Source organism: Streptomyces sioyaensis, from assembly GCF_004122735.1.
Taxonomy (GTDB): domain Bacteria; phylum Actinomycetota; class Actinomycetes; order Streptomycetales; family Streptomycetaceae; genus Streptomyces; species Streptomyces sioyaensis.
The window spans coordinates 25417-45163 of the sequence record NZ_SDIF01000030.1; the positions used below are offsets into that span (position 1 = coordinate 25417).

Consider the following 19747-nt stretch of genomic DNA (forward strand, 5'->3'; position numbering starts at 1 on the left):
GCCCGCTCCCGGGCCGGTCCCACCCCGCCCCCGCGACCAGGCAGACTGGGAGACATGGCCATTCACGAGAACCTCCTCGGGGGACCGCCCCCGACCCACCTGCCCGACGACCCCGAGCCCCGCGAGATGCTCGCCGCGGGCACCGCGCCGTCCGATGTCGCCGCGAAGTACCCGGCCTCCTCCCTGGCCTGGGCGCAGCTGGCGGACGACGCGTTCGAGGGCGGCCGGGTCGTCGAGTCGTACGCCTACGCCCGCACCGGCTACCACCGCGGCCTGGACGCGCTGCGCCGGGCCGGCTGGAAGGGCCACGGCCCGGTGCCGTTCGAGCACGAGCCCAACCGCGGCTTCCTGCGGGCGCTGCACGCCCTCGCCCGCGCCGCCCAGGCGATCGGCGAGCAGGAGGAGTACGAGCGCTGCTCGACCTTCCTGCGGGACTCCTCGCCGACCGCGGCCGACACCCTCACCTGACGGCCGCCGCGGTCCTTCCGGGCGGCCCCGCCGCCGGGGGCGCCGGGCACGACCGAGGGCCGGCCGCGTGATCGCAGCCGGCCCTTGCGCGGTCGCTGTCCAGCACCGATGATTTCAGTGGGCCGGGCCATCCCGAGCCCGAGGGGACCGGGGCTCCCGAGCCGACGAGGAAGGGGCGGACCGCTACCCGGTAGTTCGCACCTGAGGAGTCCCTCATGTCGCAGCCGTCTCCCACAGATCCCGCGGACAGCGTGGCGAGTGCACCCGCCGTTCCCGTGCCGGCCGATGCCGAGCCCGACCCGCCGTTCGCCCCCGATCTCAGCATCGGCTCCAGCAGCACCACCCCGTACGAGGACTATGTCCAGGCGGACGTCCTCACCCATCTGCAGCACCCGCTCTCCGACGACCCCGGCGAGATGGTCTTCCTGGTCACCACCCAGGTCATGGAGCTGTGGTTCACGGTCATCGTCCATGAGTGGCGCACCGCGGCCGAGGCGCTGCGCCGCGACGACCTGACCGTGGCCCGGGACGCGCTGCGCCGCTCCACCTACGAGCTGGAGGCGCTGAACGCCGCCTGGAAACCGCTCGCCCGGCTGACCCCGGCGCAGTTCAACGCCTACCGCAGCGCGCTCGGTGAGGGATCCGGATTCCAGTCCGCGATGTACCGGCGGATGGAGTTCCTGCTCGGCGAGAAGTCCGCCTCCATGCTGGTGCCGCACCGCGGCGCGCCGCGCGAGCGCGCCGAGCTGGAGAAGGCCCTCCAGGAGCCGAGCCTGTGGGACGAGGTGCTGCGGCTGCTCGCCCGCCGCGGCTACCCGGTCCCGGAGGCCGTGCTGCGGCGGGACCCGGCGCTGCGCTACGAACCGGATCCGGGCGTCGAGGCCGTCTGGGCCGAGATCTACGACGGCCCGCAGGAGTCGGACCTCGTCCAGCTCGGCGAGACGCTGACCGATGTCGCCGAGCTGGTCTGGCGCTGGCGCAACGACCATCTGGTCGCGACCCGGCGGGCCATGGGCGCCAAGATGGGCACCGGCGGCTCCGCGGGCGTGGCCTGGCTGGAGAAGCGGGCCCGCAAGAACGTCTTCCCCGAGCTGTGGACGGCGCGCAGCCATGTCTGAGACCCCCGGATTCCCTGCCGCCGCCCGCCCCGGTTCCGCGGGCGCCCGTGAACAGGCCGCCCGCGCCGAGCAGTTGGACGCCGCCGACCCGCTCGCCGCGATCCGCGACCGCTTCGTCCTCGATGCCGCGCCGGATGAGGCCTCGGGCGGCGCCGGCGTCTATCTCGACGGCAACTCCCTCGGGGCGCTGCCCCGTGCGGTGCCCGGCCGGATCGCCGATGTCATCGCCCGCGAGTGGGGTCAGCTGCGCATCCGGTCGTGGACCGAGTCGGGCTGGTGGACCGCGCCGGAGCGGATCGGCGACAAGATCGCGCCGCTGATCGGGGCGGGACCGGGCCGGGTGGTGGTCGGCGACTCGACCAGCGTCAACCTCTTCAAGGCCGTGGTCGGCGGGGTCCGCATGGCCGGGAAGGGCTGCACGGAGATCCTCGTCGACGCCACGACCTTCCCCACCGACGGCTATATCGCCCGGTCCGCGGCCCGGATGACCGGCCTCGCGGTACGCCCGGTCGAGCCCGGTGGGATCGCCGACGAGGTCACCGAGCGGACCGCGCTGGCGCTGGTCAACCACGTCGACTACCGCACCGGCCGGCTCAACGACCTGCCGGGCATCACCCACGCACTGCACTCCGCGGGCGCGCTCGCCGTCTGGGACCTGTGCCACAGCGCCGGTGCGCTGCCGGTCGGCCTCGACGCGCACCACGTCGACCTCGCCGTCGGCTGTACGTACAAGTACCTCAACGGCGGCCCGGGTTCGCCCGCCTACCTCTACATCCGCGAGAGCCTCCAGGAGCGGTTCGAATCGCCGCTGCCGGGCTGGAACTCCCACGCCGATCCGTTCGCGATGGACCCGGCCTACACCCCCGCCGACGGCATTCCGCGCGGCCGGGTCGGCACCCCCGACATCCTCTCGCTGCTCGCGCTGGAGGCGGCGCTGGAGGCCTGGGACGGGGTGTCCATCGAGGCCGTACGCACCAAGAGCCTGGCCCTGACGGACTTCTTCCTGGAGTGCGTGCAGGCCTATGTGCCGCCGGACGTGGTCCGCTCCCTGACGCCACAGGCGCACGAGCGGCGCGGCAGCCAGGTGTCGCTGGCCTGCTCCCCCAAGCTCGGCTCGTCGTTCGGGCAGGGCGGCACCCCCGTCGCCGGCCTGGTGATGGACGAGCTGATCCGGCGCGGGGTGGTCGGCGACTTCCGCCCTCCCGATGTGCTGCGCTTCGGCTTCACCCCGCTCTACACCTCCTTCGCGGACGCGGAGCGGGCGGCGTGGGTGCTGGGCGAGGTGCTGCGGGCGCTGCCCGAGGTGTCGTCCGGGGACGCCGGGTGACGGTCGCGGACGAGGAGTCGGCGCTGCTGGGGCTGGCCCCGGTGGCGCCGGACCGGACGGTGGCCTACGGGCCGCACCCGGACCAGCTCGTCGACCTGTATGTGCCGCGGGCTGGCGGCGGTGCGCCGGTGCGCGGCCCGCTGGTCGTCCTGCTGCACGGCGGATTCTGGCGCGCGGCCTACGACCGCCGCCATCTGTCGCCGCTCGCCGCGGAGCTGGCCGGGCGGGGGCTGCCGGTCGCGCTCGCGGAGTACCGCAGGGTCGGCGCGGGCGGCGGGGCGCCGCAGACGTTCGAGGACGTCACGGCGGGCATCGAGGCGGCCTGCGCGGCCCTGGCGGGGGCGGCGGCGGACCCGTCCCTGGTCCTCGTCGGCCACTCCGCGGGCGGCCATCTCGCGCTGCTCGCCGCCGCCCGCCCGGACACCCCCGTGACCCGGGTGCTGGCCGTCTCCCCGGTCGCCGACCTCGCCCGCGCCCATGAGCTGGGGCTGAGCGACGGTGCGGTCGGCGAGCTGCTCGGCGCGGGGCCCGGCTTCCCGGAACGCCTCGCCGCGGCCGACCCCGCGCGCCGGCCGCCCGCCGGCATCCCGGTCACGATCCTGCACGGCACCGACGACCCGGACGTCCCGCTCGACCTCTCCCGCCGGTACGCGGCACGGAGCCCCGCCACCACCGTGCTGCGTGAGCTGCCCGGCGTCGGTCACTACGCCCCCGTCACTCCCGGCAGCCCCAGCTGTGACGTCCTGGCCGGGCTGGTGGGTCGGCCGTCTAGTACCTGAGGCGGACGCCGGCAGATCCCCACTGGTGGGGACGCCCGGCGGCGCGCGGTTGCTTACCGTTGTCAGCGTGAATGACACGACCCAGACGCAGGGCACCCTGCGCTCGGAGGCCCGGATGGCGCACGGCGCGCTGCACCGGCTGCGCCAGGACCTGTTCGTCGACGCCTTCGCGTTCCGCCCGATGCCTCCGCTGGAGGACGCCAAGGTGTCCCGGTGGGTGCCGTGGCTGCCGGAACGGCTGCGGCACTGGACGCGCTGGCTGCCGCACTTCGCCGTCGGCTTCTTCTCGCTGTGCGTCTTCCTGGCGACCCTCACCAGCGGCTCCGGGACCAGTTCGCTGCGCGGCATCCTGGTCACCGGCTTCAGCGGGCTGGTCGCCGCGGGGCCGATGCTCACGCTCTTCCGCCCGGTGGGCGCCTACTGGCTGTCGCTGTCCGCCTTCGTGGTGTCGGTGTTCGCCTATGCGGGCTTCTCCTCCCCGTTCGCCAGCATCTTCGTCGGTTCCGCCTTCGCCACCCATTTCTCGGTGATGGTGCTCGTGGTGCTGCGCACCCGGCCCCGGCTGGCCATCGAGATGTGGCTGGTCACCTTTGGCCTGGCGGCCGTGCTGACGGCGCTCGTGGGGAAGGACCCGAGCGATCTGCCGCCGGCGGCGTTCTTCAGCGGAGTGGTGCTGCTCGCCGCCGCCGCCGTCCGGGCCTGGCGCGAGGAGCGCCGGCAGGTCGTCGAGACCCGGACCGTCACCGCCGAGGAGCGCGGCCGGCGCACGCTGCTGGAGGAGCGCGCGCTGATCGCCCGCGAGTTGCACGACGTGGTGGCCCACCACATGTCCGTGATCGCCATCCAGGCCGAGGCCGCTCCGTACCGCGTGGAGAACACCCCGCCCGAGCTCGCCACGTCCTTCGCGACGATCCGGGAGAACGCCGTCGCCGCGCTGACCGAGCTGCGCCGCATCCTGGGCGTGGTCCGTTCCGCGGACCCGGACGCCTTCGCCGAGAGCGACCCGGAGGCCCCGCAGCCCACGCTCGCCACCCTCGATTCGCTGCTCGACAGCGTCCGCAGCGCCGGGCTGAACGTCGAGGCCGTGATCACCGGGGCGCCCCGGCCGCTGCCGCAGGGCGTGGAGCTGTCCGCGTACCGGATCGTGCAGGAGGGGCTGAGCAACGCGCTGCGGCACTCGCCGGGTGCCGATGCCCGGGTGGAGATCTCCTACGTCCTGGGGGGCCTGGGCCTGCGGATCGTCAACGGCCGGCCCAGCCGCCTCGCCAAGCCGTCCCCGGGGGCGGGGCACGGTGTGCTGGGCATGCGCGAGCGGGTACAAATGCTGGGCGGCGAGATGACCGCCGACCACACCGAGGACGGCGGCTTCGAGGTCGCGGCGTTCATTCCGGTGGGGAATGCGGCGGGCGAGGCCGCGACAGGGGGGCAACGAGCATGATCCGCGTACTGATCGTCGACGACCAGGTGATGGTTCGCGAGGGCTTCTCCGTCCTGCTCAACGCCATGCCGGACATCGAGGTCGTCGGTGAGGCCGTCGACGGCCGCCAAGCGGTGCAGAAGGTCGGGGTCCTGCGGCCCGATGTCGTCCTGATGGACATCCGGATGCCGGAGATGAACGGCCTGGAGGCGACCCGCGAGATCGTGGCCGCCGACGCGGACGCCAAGGTGCTCGTGCTGACCACCTTCGACCTGGACGAATACGTCTACCAAGCGCTGCGCTCCGGGGCGAGCGGCTTCCTGCTCAAGGACGCCTCGGCCGGCCAGCTCGCCGAGGGCGTACGGATCGTCGCCTCCGGCGAGGCCCTGCTCGCCCCCACCGTCACCAAGCGGCTGATCTCCGAATTCTCCCGGCTGGGCACCCCGCGCGCCCCGGCCCAGGAACGCATCGCCGACCTGACGGAGCGTGAGACCGAGGTCCTGGTGCTGGTCGCCCAGGGCCTGTCGAACGGTGAGATCGCCGAGCATCTGGTCGTCGCCGAATCCACGGTGAAGACGCATGTCAGCCGCATCCTGGTGAAGCTGGGGCTGCGGGACCGCACCCAGGCGGCGGTGTTCGCGTACGAGGCGCGGCTGGTGACGCCGGGAGGTTGAGGGCCGCCGCCCCGGCGGGGACCCCGCCCGGGAGCCGTGGGCGGGGCAGGCCGGCGGCCCGGATCGGGGGCCTTACGGCTGGGGCACCTCCCGCACCAGGGTCGAGCTCCAGGGGCACCAGATCAGCCCGGGCAGGAACGGGCCGCCGGCCTCGTCGAGATGGTCTTCGACATAGGGCGTGGTGGCGTCACAGACCTCGATGGCGAAGTCGAAGAAGTCGATGGTCTCCGGGCGGAGATGGAAGCTCCAGCGCCCGTTGTACGGGGCGGGGCGCTTCTCGATCCGGCCGATGACATGCGGCTCCGAGCTGGTCGCCCCGCTCAGCAACTCCCGGGCGTGCTGGATCTTGCGGGGGTCGGTGAGCTTGATGACGAACTCCGCACGCGTGATGTCGGTCATCACGAAGTAGGCCGCGGTGTCGGTGGCGGTGCGCCGGGCGGTGTCGCTCGCCTGCTGTCCCCGGGCGGGCCCGGCCGCGGTGACGGCCAGCAGCGCCGCCGCCGCAAGCATGCCGATCCTGGTACTGATGCGTCGCATGATCCCCTCCGATGCCGCGTGCCGTGGTCACGACCACGCATACGCAAAGTAACAACACGATCACCCTGGGTTCTAGAGTTACTGTGGGTTATCGCACCGTCAGGTGAAATGGCGCAGGGTGACTGGTCATTGGGAGCCTGGTGTGCTGCCGACGCGGGGCGGCACCCGGCATCCACACCCTGTGGATGCCCGCCCGCCGGCCCCGTTTCCGCGCAGGCGAGTGCGCCGCCGGAGTCCGCTACAGCTCCGGCGGCGCACGGATGCGGGGGCGGCCGGGGGCCGGCCGCCCGGGATCAGCCGAGGTCGCGTCGGCGTACGCCCACCAGACCGGCGGCGGTGAACAGGGCGGAGAGCGCCAGCAGCCAGAGGAACGGGGCCGCGGTGGCGTCCGCTCCGGGCAGCTTGGGGAGGTGACCGTACGGCGAGAGATCCATCGCCCAGCGGGGGACATCGAGGGAGGGGCCGACCCAGCCGAGGGTCAGACAGCCGCCGACCAGGGCCCAGACGGCGGTCGTGGCCCGGGGGAGCAGGCCGAAGGCGAGGACCGCCAGGCCGGTGAGCGTCCAGACGGCCGGGACCTGGGCGAGGGTGGCGGCCAGCACCGGGCCCGTCCGGCCGCCGGGGTCGCCGGCCGAGAGGTCGTAGGAGACCCCCAGGGCCAGACCGCCGAAGGCCAGGATGACGGCGCTGCCCCCGTAGGCGAGGGCCAGATGACCGGCCGTCCAGCGGAGCCGGCCCACCGCGCCGGCCAGCACCGGCTCGGCCCGCCCGGCGGTCTCCTCACCGTGCAGCCGCAGCACCGCGCCCACCGCGTAGAGCGCGGCGACCATGCCGAGCATGCCGGCCATCGTGGCCAGGAAGGCGTCGGTCAGGTTTTGTTGACCCCCCATCCGCGCGAAGATCTCGCGGGTCCGTTCATTGCCGCCGACCAGATCGGCGGCGCCCTTGGCGATACCGCCGAAGAGTCCGCCGGCGCAGACGAAGCCGAGCGTCCAGCCCCCCAGGGTGGTGCGCTGGAGCCGCCAGGCCAGGCCGAAGGGGCCGCTCAGGGAACGGGGTGCGACGGCCGGGCCGGGGCGGGCGGGCAGAAAGCTCATCCCGAGGTCGCGGCGGGCCGTCAGGGCGTAGGCGACGCAGCCGGCCAGGGCGGCCGCCGCCAGGAACAGCAGGACGAGCCACCAGCGTTCGCCGGCGTAGGCGCGCAGGTTCTGCGCCCAGCCGATCGGCGAGATCCAGGTGAGCGGGGAGCCGGCACCGGTGGTGGCGGTGTCGCCCGCGGCGCGCAGCGCGAAGGCGAGGCCGAGCGCGGCGCCGGTCAGGCCCTTGGCGAGCCGTGCGCTCTCGGTGAGTTGGGCGGCGATGGCGGCCAGTGCGGCGAACAGCATGCCGGTGCAGCCGATGGCGAGGCCGAGCGCGAGCGAACCGGCGGCCGGCCGGCCGGAGCCGGCCAGACCGCCCGCAATCACCACGACGAGCGCCGCGTTGGCGGTCAGGGCCGTCAGCAGAGCCGCGGTCAGCGGGGCGCGACGGCCGACCATGGCCGCACAGAGCAGCTCCTGACGCCCTGTCTCCTCCTCCTCGCGGGTGTGCCGGACCACGATCAGCAGGCTCATCACGGCGGCGAGGACGGCGCCGAAGCCGGCCATCCGCCAGGCGATCAGCCCGCCGACGGAGTCGCCGAAGACCGGTCCGTACAGCGCGCGCATCGAGCCGTTGCCGTTCATCGAGGCGGCCAGCGCGGCGCGCCGGGCGGCGGTGTCGTAGAGCGCCTCGAAGGACGAGCCGGTGCCGACGACGACCAGGCCGAGGCCCAGGACCCACGCCGGGATCAGCACCCGGTCGCGACGCAGCGCCAGGCGCAACAGGGGCCCGGTGCCCGCCAGTTGGCGGGCACGCACGGCCGGGGCGGACAGCGGGGCGGCCATGGTGGTCATCGTGCGATCGCCTCGCTGCGGGCGTCGTCCTGGTAGTGGCGCAGAAAGAGCTCCTCCAGGGTGGGCGGGGTGCTGGTGAGGCTGCGGACGCCGGAGGTGCCGAGCGAGCGGAGCACGGCGTCGAGCTTGTCGGTGTCGACCTGGAAGGTGACGCGCTGCCCCCGGATCTCCAGCCCGTGGACGCCGGGGAGGGCGCCCAGCCCGTTGGGCATGCCGGCGAGTTCGGCAACCACCGAGGTGCGGGTCAGATGCCGCAGTTCCCCCAGCGAGCCGGATGCGACGGTCCGTCCCTTGCGGATGATGCTGACGCGGTCGCAGAGCGCCTCGACCTCGGACAGCACATGGCTGGAGAGCAGGACGGTGCGCCCGCGGTCGCGCTCCTCGGCCACGCAGTTCTGGAAGACCTCCTCCATCAGCGGGTCGAGGCCGGAGGTCGGCTCGTCGAGGATGAGCAGCTCGACCTCGGGGGCGGAGGCGAAGGCTGCGACCAGGGCGACCTTCTGCCGGTTGCCCTTGGAGTACGTCCGCCCCTTCTTGGTGGGGTCGAGTTCGAACCGCTCCAGGAGCTCGGCGCGGCGCGCGGTGTCCAGGCCTCCGCGCAGCCGGCCGTAGAGATCGATGACCTCGCCGCCCGAGAGATTGCGCCACAGGGTGACGTCACCGGGGACGTAGGCGATACGGCGGTGCAGTTCGACGGCGTCCTGCCAGGGGTCCCTGCCCAGCAGTCGGGCGGTGCCGCCGTCGGCCCGCAGCAGGCCGAGCAGAACGCGGATCGTCGTGGACTTCCCGGCGCCGTTGGGTCCGAGGAAGCCGTGTACCTCACCGGCCCCGACCCGCAGATCGAGGCCGTCCAGCGCGTGGGTGCGGCCGAACGACTTGTGCAGGCCGTCGACCCGGATCGCGGGAGCGGGAGAGAGTGCCGTGGTCATGATTTTGAAGGTACGCTAGATTCACAAATTTGTGAAGTTAAGAAACCGTATAAAGTTGAGGGGCGGTTCTGATCAAGGGGAGATGATGCGGAGATGAGCGAGCAGCCACAGCAGGGCGCGGACCGGACCGCTGACGTCCGCCCCGACAGCGCCGACGACAAGCGCGATGACGAGGCGGTCTCGCAGTTCGTCGAGCGCTTCGCCTCGCAACTGGTCGACGCCGGGATGCAGCGGATGTCCGCCCGGGTCTTCGCCTGTCTGCTGGCCTCCGACTCCGGTGTGCTGACCTCCGCCGAACTCGGCGAGCGCCTCCAGGTCAGCCCGGCCGCCGTCTCCGGCGCGATCCGCTATCTCTCCCAGGTCGACATGGTCAGCCGCGAGCGCGAGCCGGGCTCCCGCCGCGACCGCTACCGCGTGCACAGCGACCAGTGGTACGAGGCGCTGGCCCGCCGTGACAACGCCCTCACCCGCTGGGAGGGCACCCTGCGCGAGGGCGTCGAGAGCCTCGGCGAGGACTCGCCCGCGGGCCGCAGGATCGGCGAGACGCTGGTGTTCTTCGAGTTCCTCCAGAAGGAGCTCGCCGGGCTGCTCCAGCGCTGGCGCGAACACCGCGACCAGATGCGGGCCGAGTTCGAAGACGCCGGCCGCTGACGCTCCAGGGGCTGCCCGGTGGGCCAGGGCCGGACGGGTCCTAGTCCCGCGGCAGCTGGAGCCGCCAGGCCGCCGGCTGCACCGTCCACGTACGGGTCCGGACCGGCCCGCCGACCAGTGCGTCCGCCCGGTAGTGGAAGTCCGCGCCGGACACCGTCACCGCCCGCGCCCGGGTCCGCACCGGCCGCGCGCCGCCCGGCCAGTGGACCACGACCTCGGCCAGCTCGCCGCCGTCCGCCGCGGACCGGCGGCCCGGCACCACCGACACCCCGCGCACCGGCCGGTCCAGATCCGCCAGCAGTACCCCGTCCGCCTCGATCCGCAGCCGCTGCCCCGGCACCCGGGTGCGTCGCACGCCCCCGCGCCCGCCGGCGCCGGCCCGGGGAGCGGCCCAGCGCCCGCCCGCCGGTGCACCCAGCAGTGACAGCGCCGTACGGGCGGTGCGCGCATACGGCTTCCACCAGGGGTGGTGCCCGTTGACCGCGCCCACCGGGCCGCCGCCGCGTGCCGCCGGGGAATCCGCCGCATCCGCCGCATCCGCCGCGGACGACTGCCGCGGCACGGACGCCCCGCGCCCCGCCCCGGTCGCCTCGCTGCCGCCCGGGATGCGCAGACTGCCCAGCACGATGCCGTCGCTGTCGTCCGTGAGCAGGTCCATCGGGCGCTCCCCGCCGTCCAGGACGGCACGGGCGGCGGCCACCGTGTCCGTCGGGATGCCCAGCGTGCGGCTCAGCGCGACGGCGGCCGGCGACCCGACCGGGACCATCGACAGCGGCACCCCGGCCAGCTCCCGCTCCTTGTGCAGCAGGCCCACCACCCGCAGCAGCGCCCGGTCGTCACCGATCACCACCGGCCGTCGCTGCCCGCGCCGGGCAAGCATCCGCGCGAATTCCTCCGGGCCCTCCGGAAGGCAGATTTTCGCCCCCGCGCCCGCGCACAGGACATCCTTCGCGATCCGTACGGCCTCGCCGTCGGTACTACGGGCATCCGGGTCGATGACCACGAGCAGGGGGTACCCCCGAACGGAGTCCACGGGAGAATGCCCAGAAGGCTGCGCCGACACCTCGGTCCTTCCTCAGGTAGCATCTCGGTGCAAGAGCCCCTTGCGCTATTGCGCCAGGGGCTTCGTCTATTCCGGGGCACCGGTTCGACGGCTCTGGCGATGACGTAGGCGTGAACACGCACGTTGTCGCCATCCACGCACGTTGGACATGCCCCGCCCGGAAGGGGTGTACGCCTGTGCCCGCACTTGTGCTGCTCGGTGCTCAGTGGGGTGATGAGGGCAAGGGAAAGGCCACCGATCTGCTCGGTGGGTCCGTTGACTATGTGGTGCGCTACCAGGGCGGCAACAACGCCGGCCACACGGTCGTCGTCGGCGACCAGAAGTACGCACTGCACCTTCTCCCTTCCGGAATCCTCTCGCCGGGATGCACCCCGGTCATCGGCAACGGCGTCGTCGTCGACCCGGCGGTCCTGCTCTCCGAGCTGAGCGGACTCAACGAGCGTGGCGTCGACACGTCCAAGCTGCTGCTCAGTGGTAACGCGCATCTGATCACGCCGTACAACATCACCGTCGACAAGGTGACGGAACGGTTCCTCGGCAAGCGGAAGATCGGCACCACCGGGCGCGGCATCGGCCCGACCTACGCCGACAAGATCAACCGTGTCGGTATCCGGGTGCAGGACCTCTACGACGAGTCGATCCTCACGCAGAAGGTCGAGGCGGCCCTCGACGTCAAGAACCAGCTGCTGACCAAGCTCTACAACCGCCGCGCCATCGAGGCCGGCCAGGTGGTCGAGGAGCTGCTGGGCTACGCCGAGCAGATCAAGGGCTATGTCGCCGACACCACCCTGGTGCTGAACAAGGCCCTCGACGACGACAAGGTCGTCCTCTTCGAGGGTGGTCAGGGCACGCTGCTCGACATCGATCACGGCACGTACCCCTTCGTCACGTCCTCGAACCCGACCGCGGGCGGCGCCTGCACGGGTGCCGGCGTCGGCCCCACGAAGATCAACCGCGTCATCGGCATCCTCAAGGCCTACACGACGCGCGTCGGTGCCGGTCCGTTCCCGACCGAGCTGTTCGACGAGGACGGCGAGGCGCTGCGCCGGATCGGCGGTGAGCGCGGTGTCACCACCGGCCGCGACCGCCGCTGCGGCTGGTTCGACGCGGTCATCGCCCGCTACGCGACCCGCGTCAACGGCCTGACGGACTTCTTCCTCACCAAGCTGGACGTCCTGACCGGCTGGGAGCAGATCCCGGTCTGCGTCGCGTACGAGATCGACGGCAAGCGCGTCGAGGAACTGCCCTACAGCCAGACCGACTTCCACCACGCCAAGCCGGTCTACGAGACGCTGCCGGGCTGGTCCGAGGACATCACCAAGGCGAAGTCCTTCTCCGACCTGCCGAAGAACGCCCAGGCGTACGTCAAGGCGCTGGAGGAGATGTCCGGCGCCCCGATCTCCGCCATCGGCGTCGGCCCCGGCCGCGACGAGACGATCGAGATCAACTCGTTCCTGTCGTAGGACGGCCGGCACCCCGCAGGCAGACACAAGCCGCGCACCTACTCCGCCTTGGAGCAGGTGCGCGGCTTGTGTCGTCGCCCAGGAGCTCGCGGTGCGGGGTGCCGTCACCGCCTGGGCGGAGGGCGGAGGTGCTGCTCGCCGTGCAGCCGGGCACGGGTCGGTCGACGACCGAGGGGCCGACGGTCAGCTGTGCCGTTCGGAGCGCCCGTTACGTCATCTTGCCGTACGACAACGGCGGCCTGCCGTTGTCGGTGACGCGCCGCAGGTGGCCGTTGACCAGCTCCAGGCTGCTTGAGGAGCCGGGGCGGCAGTTCGTGGACGGGCCCGACACCACCGTGGAGGGGCCGAGGCGCACCGGCGGCCCCGCGCTCTTCAAGGTGGCCGCGAACTCGCATTGATAGCCGGATCCGCTGATCGTCATCTTCAGCACGGGGTCGCCGACCTTGCCCTGGCTGAGCGTCAGGCGCAGGATGTTGGCGCCGTCGGCGCCGGTCGTCGTCTCCCAGGTTCCGAGAAAGGCCGCGGGGAGGCTCCCGCTCTCCGCGGACCCCTGCCCCTTCTTGCCGCTTCCACCGTCCTTCGCCGCCGTCGACCCGGCGCCCTGGTCCTTCCCGTTCAGCAGCGCGTACGCGGTGGCCGCACCGGCTCCGGCCAGTACGAGCGCGGCCGTGACCAGCAGGGCGGTGACGGCGCCGCGACGGCGCGGCGCGGGCGCTGCGGGGGCGGGCGGCGGGGGAGCGTAGGCCTCGGCGCCGTGTGCCTGGGTGCCTCCCGCGTACGGATATCCGTACGCGGGCGAGGGGGCGGCCGGAGCGGTACCGGCCACCGGGCCCTGCGGTACGGGCGACGGCGGCAGGGTGGCCGCAGCGGACGCGGACGAGACCGTGGCCGGCGGCGCATGCAGCGCCGGGCCGTCGGCCGCCCAGGACGCGTCCGGTGGGGCGAGCCGTGCCCCGGCCCCGTCCGTACCGCCGCCCATGGGGTTCTCCGCCTCCAGCAACTCCACGGCGTGCCGCCCGAGCCGGGCGATCAGCGCGCCCGGCAGCCACGGTTCGTCGTCCGCGCCCCGGTCGTCCTCGCCGTCCCCCTCCACCTGGGCCAACAACTGCGCCGGTGTGGGGCGTTGCCCGGGATCCTTGGCCAGACAGCCGGCGATCAGGTCATGCAGGCCTCCGGGCAGCGCGGACAGGTCGGGCTCCTCTTGCGCGATGCGGTACATCACCGCGTGCACCCCGCTGTCGGGCGTCCCGAACGGCTGCCGCCCGGTGGCCGCGTACATGAGGACCGACCCGAGGCAGAAGACATCGCTGGCCGGGGTGAGCGAGGTGCCGCGTATCTGCTCGGGCGACATGAAGCCCGGGGAGCCGACCGCCTCGCCGGTGCGGGTCAGGCTGTTGCCGGTCACCACGTCCAGCGCCCGCGCGATGCCGAAGTCGATGACCCGGGGGCCGTCGATGGTGAGCAGGACGTTGGACGGCTTGAGATCGCGGTGGATGATCCCGGCGGCGTGTATCGACTCCAGGGCGAGGGCCAGGCCGGAGGCCAGGATCCGTACGGTCCGCTCGGGCAGCGGTGCGCCCCCGGCGACGGCCTGCTGGAGGGAGGGGCCCGCGATGTAGCCGGTGGCGACCCAGGGCGTCTCGGCCTCGGTGTCCGCGTCGAGTACGGGCGCGGTCCACTCCCTGCCGACCCGGCTCGCGGCCCGCACCTCCTGCCGGAAGCGCGCCCGGAACTGCTCCTGGTCGGCCAGTTCGGCGCGCACCAGCTTGACGGCGACCGTGCGCCCACGGTCGGAACGGGCCAGGAACACCTGGCCCATGCCGCCCTCGCCGAGCCGCCCGATCAGGCGGTACGCACCGATCCGCTGCGGGTCCCGGTCCTTGAGCGGCGCCAGTGCGCCGAGCCGTCGCGTCCGTCCCGACGGTCCCTGCTGCTCAGCACGTCCCGGCTGTTCCACGATCTGCCGCCCTTTTGCCCGTATCCGCCGTGCGGGAGAGTCGGCGCAGACGCGAGTACCCAGGACGGCGTCGGCCATTCCGTTGTGGGGTCCCCACCCGCTGTGACGGGGCCGCTGCGGCCTGTACGGGTGTCCCCCTCTGCCCTTCTCTTCCGCTCAGAGAGTACCGAGTGGAGCGGACAACATCACCCCTCTGCCCAGTCAGTGAACCGGTGCCGGCCCCGGTCCCTGACGGTGGGCCACAACCGGCCGACTTTGTCCGAGACGCAGCGGGTGGCGGATGTCGGTTTCCGCGTTCCGGAACTCCCCGACGCCTCAAGGACGTAGAACGCGTACGACAACGACGCTTCCGAGAGCCACGCTTCCGACAACGACGCTTCCGACAGCCACGCCTCCGACAACGAGGCTCCGACGCGCCGCCTCCGACCAACGACGCCGCCGACCGCCCCGCACCCGAGGCCCAGCCGAAGGAGACCGTGTGATTCCCGCCGTACGTGCCCTCGCCCGCGCCGCCATGGCCGCGCGTCCCGTGCCGTTCGCCGACGTCCGGGCGCGGGCCGGTCTCCTCGCCCCGCCCGTCCGCAGCTACCTCGTCCCGGTCGAGGTCTTCACCGCCGTGACGGCCGAACTCACCGACCGGCGCAGACCGGACGGCGCGTTCGTGGCGCCGTGCCTCAACGGCCGCCGCTGGTTTCGCTGCCACTCCGTCTACTACGACACCCCTGATCTGCGGTCCTTCCACGATCGGCGGCTGGGCCGCCGGGTGCGCTACACGCTCCGGGAGGCGCGCTGCGAGGACACCGGAGAGCGGCAGTTCGAGATCGAGCTCACCGGGCGCCGCGGCGCACCGGTCACACATCGCCGCCCGCTGCTTCCGGGGGGCGCGGCGCCGGACCCGGCCCCGCGGGACTTCCTCGCCTCCGTACTGGAGCGCTCCTACGGCCTCGCGGCCCCCGAGGGCCTGGGCCGTGTCCTCGAAACGGACTGCACCCGAGCCACCCTGGTCGCGGACGGCCAGCGCCTCACCTGTGACGCGGCGCTGCGCTGCCGGGACGTGGCGACCGGCCGCACGGTGCGCGCCGACGGCGGGCTGATCCTCGTACGGAGCCGGACCGCCGGCCGGCCGGGCGAGGCGGACCGGCTGCTGGACGACCACGGGGTGCGCGCCGCCGAATTCACCCCCTACTGCGGGGGGTTGTCGGCGCTGCGCCCGGAGCTGACCGCCCACCCCTCACGACGGGCGGTACGGGCGGTGTTCCCCGCGGCCGGCTGACCTCCCGGCGTCCGCCCCGGAGGCCGGATCATTCTGCCGGCCCGTAGACAGTCTGTCCGCGCGCGTGGTGAGCGCCATACACAATGTCGGTGTCGTCCGGTGCCCTGTGATCCCTACGCTGAGGGCGTTCGCCGCGCCCATCCCCGGCGGACCCGAGCGACCCGATCCGAGGTACTGACCGTGACCACGACGCAACCCTCCTCCGCTGCCGCCGACCCCGCCGCCGGCGCGGCGGTCAAGGCCACCGACCGTGCGCATGTCTTCCACTCCTGGTCCGCGCAGGGACTGATCGACCCGCTGCCGATCGCGGGCGCCGAGGGCGCGTACTTCTGGGACTACGACGGCAACCGCTACCTCGACTTCTCCTCCCAGCTGGTCAACACCAACATCGGCCACCAGCACCCCAAGGTCGTCGCGGCGATCCAGGAGCAGGCCGCGAAGCTGTGCACCATCGCACCGGGCTTCGCCGTGGACGTCCGGTCCGAGGCCGCCCGGATGGTCGCCGAGCGCACCCCCGGCGATCTCGACAAGATCTTCTTCACCAACGGCGGCGCGGAGGCCGTGGAGAACGCGGTCCGGATGGCCCGGCTGCACACCGGCCGCGCCAAGGTGCTGTCCACCTACCGCTCGTACCACGGCGCCACCGCCGCCGCGATCAACCTGACCGGTGACCCGCGCCGCTGGCCCTCGGACACCGCCTCGGCCGGTGTCGTCCACTTCTGGGGCCCGTTCCTCTACCGCTCGGCCTTCCACGCCGAGAACGAGCAGCAGGAGTGCGAGCGCGCCCTCGCGCACCTGGAACAGACCATCGCATTCGAGGGCCCGCAGTCGATCGCGGCGATCATCCTGGAGACCGTGCCCGGCACCGCGGGGATCATGGTCCCGCCGGCCGGCTACCTCGCCGGGGTCCGCGAGATCTGCGACCGCCACGGAATCGTGTTCATCCTCGACGAGGTCATGGCGGGCTTCGGCCGTACGGGCAAGTGGTTCGCCGCCGAGCACTTCGGCGTCACCCCCGACCTGCTGACCTTCGCCAAGGGCGTCAACTCCGGCTATGTCCCGCTGGGCGGCGTGGCGATCAGCGCCGAGATCGCGGCCACCTTCGACCAGCGCCCCTACCCAGGCGGTCTGACCTACTCCGGACACCCCCTGGCCTGCGCCTCCGCCGTCGCCACCATGAACGCGATGACCGAGGAGCGGATCGTGGAGAACGCCGCCGAGATCGGCGAGAAGGTCATCGGCCCCGCGCTGCACGAGCTCGCCGGACGCCACCCGTCGGTCGGCGAGGTCCGCGGCATGGGCGTCTTCTGGGCCCTTGACCTGGTCAAGAACAAGGAGACCCGCGAGCCGCTGGTCCCCTACAACGCGTCCGGCGCCGCCAACGCTCCGATGGCCGAATTCGCCGCGGCCTGCAAGCGCGGCGGGCTGTGGCCGTTCGTGAACATGAACCGGACGCATGTCGTCCCGGCCTGCACGATCACCGAGGCCGAGGCCAAGGAGGGCCTCGCCGCCCTCGACGAGGCCCTGACGGCGGCCGACGCCCACACCGTCTGAGCCGTCGGCCGCGGTGCCCGTACGCACCGGTCCGAGCCCTCGGTCGCGGTGTCCGTACACACCGTCCGAACCGTCGACCTGCGGTGTCCCCGCGCACGGAAACCGCAGGTCACGGCCGCCCCGCGGCACACTCCCCGAGCAGCCTCGCCCGGCGGCCCGCCGCGGCCCTCGCCTATCGTGGGCGGGGGCCGCTCCCATCCGCGCGGTCAGGGAGTCGAAGGAGACGCACGAGATGGCCGCCGGCGGAGACAGCTCAGTCATACGACGCAGCACCCTGCGCCAGCAGATCGCCGACGCGCTGCGCGACGAGATCCTGGCCGGCCGGCTGCCGTGCGGCCACCCCTTCACCGTCAAGGAGATCGCCGAGCAGTACGGCGTCTCCGCCACCCCGGTGCGCGAAGCGCTGCTCGATCTGTGCGCCCAGGGCCTGCTCGACGTCGAACAGCACCGCGGCTACAAGGTGCACGCCTTCACCACCGACGACTTCCGCGCCATGGTCGAGGCCCGCACGCTGATCATCGAGGGCATCTTCCGCAGTGGCGCCGACCCCGCCCTGCGCGCCACCCCCGCCGAGGTGCTGGTCTCCATCCGGCGCCGCGCCGACGAGGCCGAGCGGGCCGCCCGGGCCGGCGACCTCGACGTCCTCATCGGCTACGACCTGCGGTTCTGGCGCGAGCTCAGCAGCATCGTGCGCAACGCCTACATCAGCGATTTTCTCGACCGGATCCGCGTCCAGACCTGGATGTACGCGGTGCCGCTGCTGCGCCGGCAGGCCGACCTCAGGGGCCATCTGTGGCAGGGGCACAGCGCGCTGGCCGACGCCCTGATCGACCACGACCTGGCCACCGCCCAGCGGCTGATCGCGGAGTACAACGAGCACTCCCTCGCTCTCGTCGGAACGCGCCGCTAGCACTACGCTGTCCCGACCGTCGGCCGTAATGGGCCGTACCCGTAGCGTACGTGCGCCGGAGTCCCCGTCCCCGACCGGAAGCGAGCCCTGACCCGTGGCATGTGACCTGTGGCTGGTACCCCTCGTCGATGTGCTGTGCCACAGCCCCGACAACCCGTTCTCCGAAGAGATCGCCGCCTATGACAAGGCCCTGACGGACGCGGGCCTGCCGGCGGTCCCGGTCTTCAGCTACATGCCGGGGCTCTCCGGCGACGTCGCGCCCATCGCCGGCTTCGACTACGACGCACTGCACTTCCTGCGCCGCGCCTACCTGCTGCGGCTGTGCGGCCTGGAGGTGACCCCGGTCGACGAACTGGGCGGCGACTACGAGCAGTTGCTGGAGATGTTCGAGGCCACCGCGCAGGAGTCCCATCTGGTGTGGCACTACGACCACGCGGGTGCGTACGTCCCGGTCGACTTCCCGCATCCGCTCGCCAACGACGAACTGCTGGAGGGCGGCGGCCCGCTGGGCTCCTCGCACGGTCTGCTGCGCGAGCTCGAACTGGTCGCGCCGTCCCTCGGTATCGATCCGGCCAATCCGCCGGCCGCACCCGCACCGCCGGCCGGGCCCACCTCACTGGAGGAGCGGGCGAGCGCGGTGCCCCTGGACGACAGCCCGTTCGCCCGGGAGCGGCATGTGTGGCTCGGCCTGCATGCGGCCGCCACCCGGAGCCTGGGTCAGGGCTCCATGATCGTCTTCAGCTGACCCGGAGTCGTACGGACGGCAGCGGGGGAGTGGGGGAGCGGCGGGGCGCCGGAAGCCGGGGGAGCCCCCGGGCCCCGCCCCGGCCGCTCCCGCCGCCGCGCACCGCCGCGTGCCGGGTCCGTACGGCGGGTCCGCGCGCCGGGTCCGGACGGCGCTGCGGGCGGCCCGCGTTCAGCGCGGTGACTCCGGCGGCCGCTGCCGCGGCATGTTCGGGCGGGTGCCCGGCGGCGGCAGCGGGTACCGCGTCTGTGGCGCCGCGCCCTCCTGCCGCGGTGCCGCCCACGGCACCATCGACTGCGTGGCCTGCGGCACCGGCCCGGCCCGGAACTCCGCCATCCAGTCGGCCGTTTCGGCCCGCACCAGTTCCGCCAGGTCCTCGTTGAACCGCCGCAGCATCCCCAGACAGCGCTCCGCCGCCTCGCCCGCCGTGCCCTCGGCCGGCCCGAGCACCTCGCGCACGCCGGCCGCCGCCCAGTCGAACTGCAGCGCCTCCAGCCGCCGGTGGATCGCCTGGGCGGTCGCCAGGTCCCGCATCCAGCCGGCCGTCACCCCGAAGTACCGGTCACCGCCCACACACACCGCCGCCAGCAGCAGCGACAGACAGCCCCAGGACGCCCCGCCCGCCCAGACCCCGGCAAGATCCAGCAGCGGCAGCGCCCCGCCCACCGTCACCCCGGCCGCGGCACCCAGCCGCAGCACCCGCGCCCCGCGCCGCTTGCCCAGCCGGTCGTGCAGATACCAGTCGGCGGCGCGCAGCGCGCCCTCCTCGGTCCACAGATAGAGCGCGTCCAGACGGTCGCCCGGCTCTCCCCAGTCGCCGAGCGGAAAGACCCGCCCCGCAAGATCCCTCCGGCCGGAGGCCCGGCGGCCGTTCTCCCGCGTGGGGCTGCCGCCCTCCCGAGGGGGTCCCTCGGGCTGCATCTCCGGCTGACTCACCCGTGCACTCCC

18 protein-coding genes are annotated in these 19747 nt (G+C 73.1%); 12 read left to right on the forward strand and 6 right to left on the reverse strand.

The window, feature by feature from the left end:
* Window positions 1-54: 54 nt before the first annotated feature.
* The 6 genes from EST54_RS13485 (at window position 55) to EST54_RS13510 (ending at window position 5783) form a co-directional block, all read left to right on the forward strand.
* A complete protein-coding gene (locus tag EST54_RS13485; RefSeq protein ID WP_006604650.1) occupies window positions 55-468 on the forward strand; it encodes a DUF3151 domain-containing protein in 414 nt (137 codons plus the stop codon).
* Between the two features lie 215 nt (window positions 469-683).
* A complete protein-coding gene (locus EST54_RS13490) occupies window positions 684-1586 on the forward strand; it encodes a tryptophan 2,3-dioxygenase family protein (protein WP_174857435.1) in 903 nt (300 codons plus the stop codon).
* Complete coding sequence (kynU, locus tag EST54_RS13495; RefSeq protein ID WP_174857436.1) at window positions 1579-2913, forward strand: kynureninase; 1335 nt, start codon at window positions 1579-1581, stop codon at window positions 2911-2913. The genes EST54_RS13490 and kynU overlap by 8 nt, the downstream gene beginning before the upstream one ends.
* Complete coding sequence (locus tag EST54_RS13500; protein ID WP_129247847.1) at window positions 2910-3692, forward strand: alpha/beta hydrolase family protein; 783 nt, start codon at window positions 2910-2912, stop codon at window positions 3690-3692. The genes kynU and EST54_RS13500 overlap by 4 nt, the downstream gene beginning before the upstream one ends.
* 115 nt (window positions 3693-3807) lie before the next feature.
* Complete coding sequence (locus EST54_RS13505) at window positions 3808-5130, forward strand: sensor histidine kinase (RefSeq protein WP_129247876.1); 1323 nt, start codon at window positions 3808-3810, stop codon at window positions 5128-5130.
* Complete coding sequence (locus tag EST54_RS13510; protein ID WP_006604655.1) at window positions 5127-5783, forward strand: response regulator; 657 nt, start codon at window positions 5127-5129, stop codon at window positions 5781-5783. The genes EST54_RS13505 and EST54_RS13510 overlap by 4 nt, the downstream gene beginning before the upstream one ends.
* Before the next feature lie 72 nt (window positions 5784-5855).
* On the opposite strand, the gene EST54_RS13515 is transcribed toward EST54_RS13510, so the two are convergent.
* From EST54_RS13515 to EST54_RS13525, 3 genes are all read right to left on the reverse strand, one after another.
* A complete protein-coding gene (locus tag EST54_RS13515; RefSeq protein WP_129247848.1) occupies window positions 5856-6320 on the reverse strand; it encodes a BP74-related protein in 465 nt (154 codons plus the stop codon).
* Window positions 6321-6613: 293 nt separating this feature from the next.
* Window positions 6614-8254 carry an ABC transporter permease gene (locus EST54_RS13520; protein WP_129247849.1) on the reverse strand — a complete coding sequence of 547 codons (1641 nt, stop codon included), beginning with the start codon at window positions 8252-8254 and terminating at the stop codon, window positions 6614-6616.
* On the reverse strand, window positions 8251-9183 hold the full coding sequence (locus tag EST54_RS13525; RefSeq protein WP_129247850.1) for an ABC transporter ATP-binding protein: 933 nt from the start codon (window positions 9181-9183) through the stop codon (window positions 8251-8253). The genes EST54_RS13520 and EST54_RS13525 overlap by 4 nt, the downstream gene beginning before the upstream one ends.
* A gap of 93 nt (window positions 9184-9276) precedes the next feature.
* Here EST54_RS13525 and EST54_RS13530 point away from each other — a divergent pair, with 93 nt between their 5' ends.
* Window positions 9277-9834, forward strand: coding sequence for a GbsR/MarR family transcriptional regulator (locus tag EST54_RS13530; RefSeq protein WP_129247851.1), 558 nt, complete (start codon window positions 9277-9279; stop codon window positions 9832-9834).
* 40 nt (window positions 9835-9874) lie between these two features.
* Here EST54_RS13530 and EST54_RS13535 read toward each other — a convergent pair whose 3' ends face one another.
* Window positions 9875-10867, reverse strand: coding sequence for a diacylglycerol kinase catalytic domain-containing protein (locus EST54_RS13535; RefSeq protein ID WP_244942507.1), 993 nt, complete (start codon window positions 10865-10867; stop codon window positions 9875-9877).
* 206 nt (window positions 10868-11073) lie between these two features.
* Between EST54_RS13535 and EST54_RS13540 the strand changes: the two genes are divergently transcribed.
* A complete protein-coding gene (locus tag EST54_RS13540; protein WP_129247852.1) occupies window positions 11074-12360 on the forward strand; it encodes an adenylosuccinate synthase in 1287 nt (428 codons plus the stop codon).
* Window positions 12361-12568: 208 nt separating this feature from the next.
* On the opposite strand, the gene EST54_RS13545 is transcribed toward EST54_RS13540, so the two are convergent.
* Window positions 12569-14254, reverse strand: a complete 1686-nt coding sequence (locus EST54_RS13545; protein WP_129247878.1) for a serine/threonine-protein kinase — start codon at window positions 14252-14254, stop codon at window positions 12569-12571.
* Window positions 14255-14795: 541 nt separating this feature from the next.
* Between EST54_RS13545 and EST54_RS13550 the strand changes: the two genes are divergently transcribed.
* The 4 genes from EST54_RS13550 (at window position 14796) to EST54_RS13565 (ending at window position 18799) form a co-directional block, all read left to right on the forward strand.
* On the forward strand, window positions 14796-15590 hold the full coding sequence (locus tag EST54_RS13550; RefSeq protein WP_129247853.1) for a VTC domain-containing protein: 795 nt from the start codon (window positions 14796-14798) through the stop codon (window positions 15588-15590).
* Window positions 15591-15770: 180 nt separating this feature from the next.
* Window positions 15771-17144: an aspartate aminotransferase family protein gene (locus EST54_RS13555; protein WP_129247854.1), complete on the forward strand. Its 1374-nt coding sequence runs from the start codon at window positions 15771-15773 to the stop codon at window positions 17142-17144.
* Between the two features lie 232 nt (window positions 17145-17376).
* Window positions 17377-18054: a GntR family transcriptional regulator gene (locus EST54_RS13560; protein ID WP_129247855.1), complete on the forward strand. Its 678-nt coding sequence runs from the start codon at window positions 17377-17379 to the stop codon at window positions 18052-18054.
* Between the two features lie 94 nt (window positions 18055-18148).
* A complete protein-coding gene (locus tag EST54_RS13565) occupies window positions 18149-18799 on the forward strand; it encodes a hypothetical protein (protein WP_129247856.1) in 651 nt (216 codons plus the stop codon).
* A gap of 171 nt (window positions 18800-18970) precedes the next feature.
* On the opposite strand, the gene EST54_RS13570 is transcribed toward EST54_RS13565, so the two are convergent.
* Window positions 18971-19735 carry an SLATT domain-containing protein gene (locus EST54_RS13570; RefSeq protein WP_129247857.1) on the reverse strand — a complete coding sequence of 255 codons (765 nt, stop codon included), beginning with the start codon at window positions 19733-19735 and terminating at the stop codon, window positions 18971-18973.
* Window positions 19736-19747: the final 12 nt, after the last annotated feature.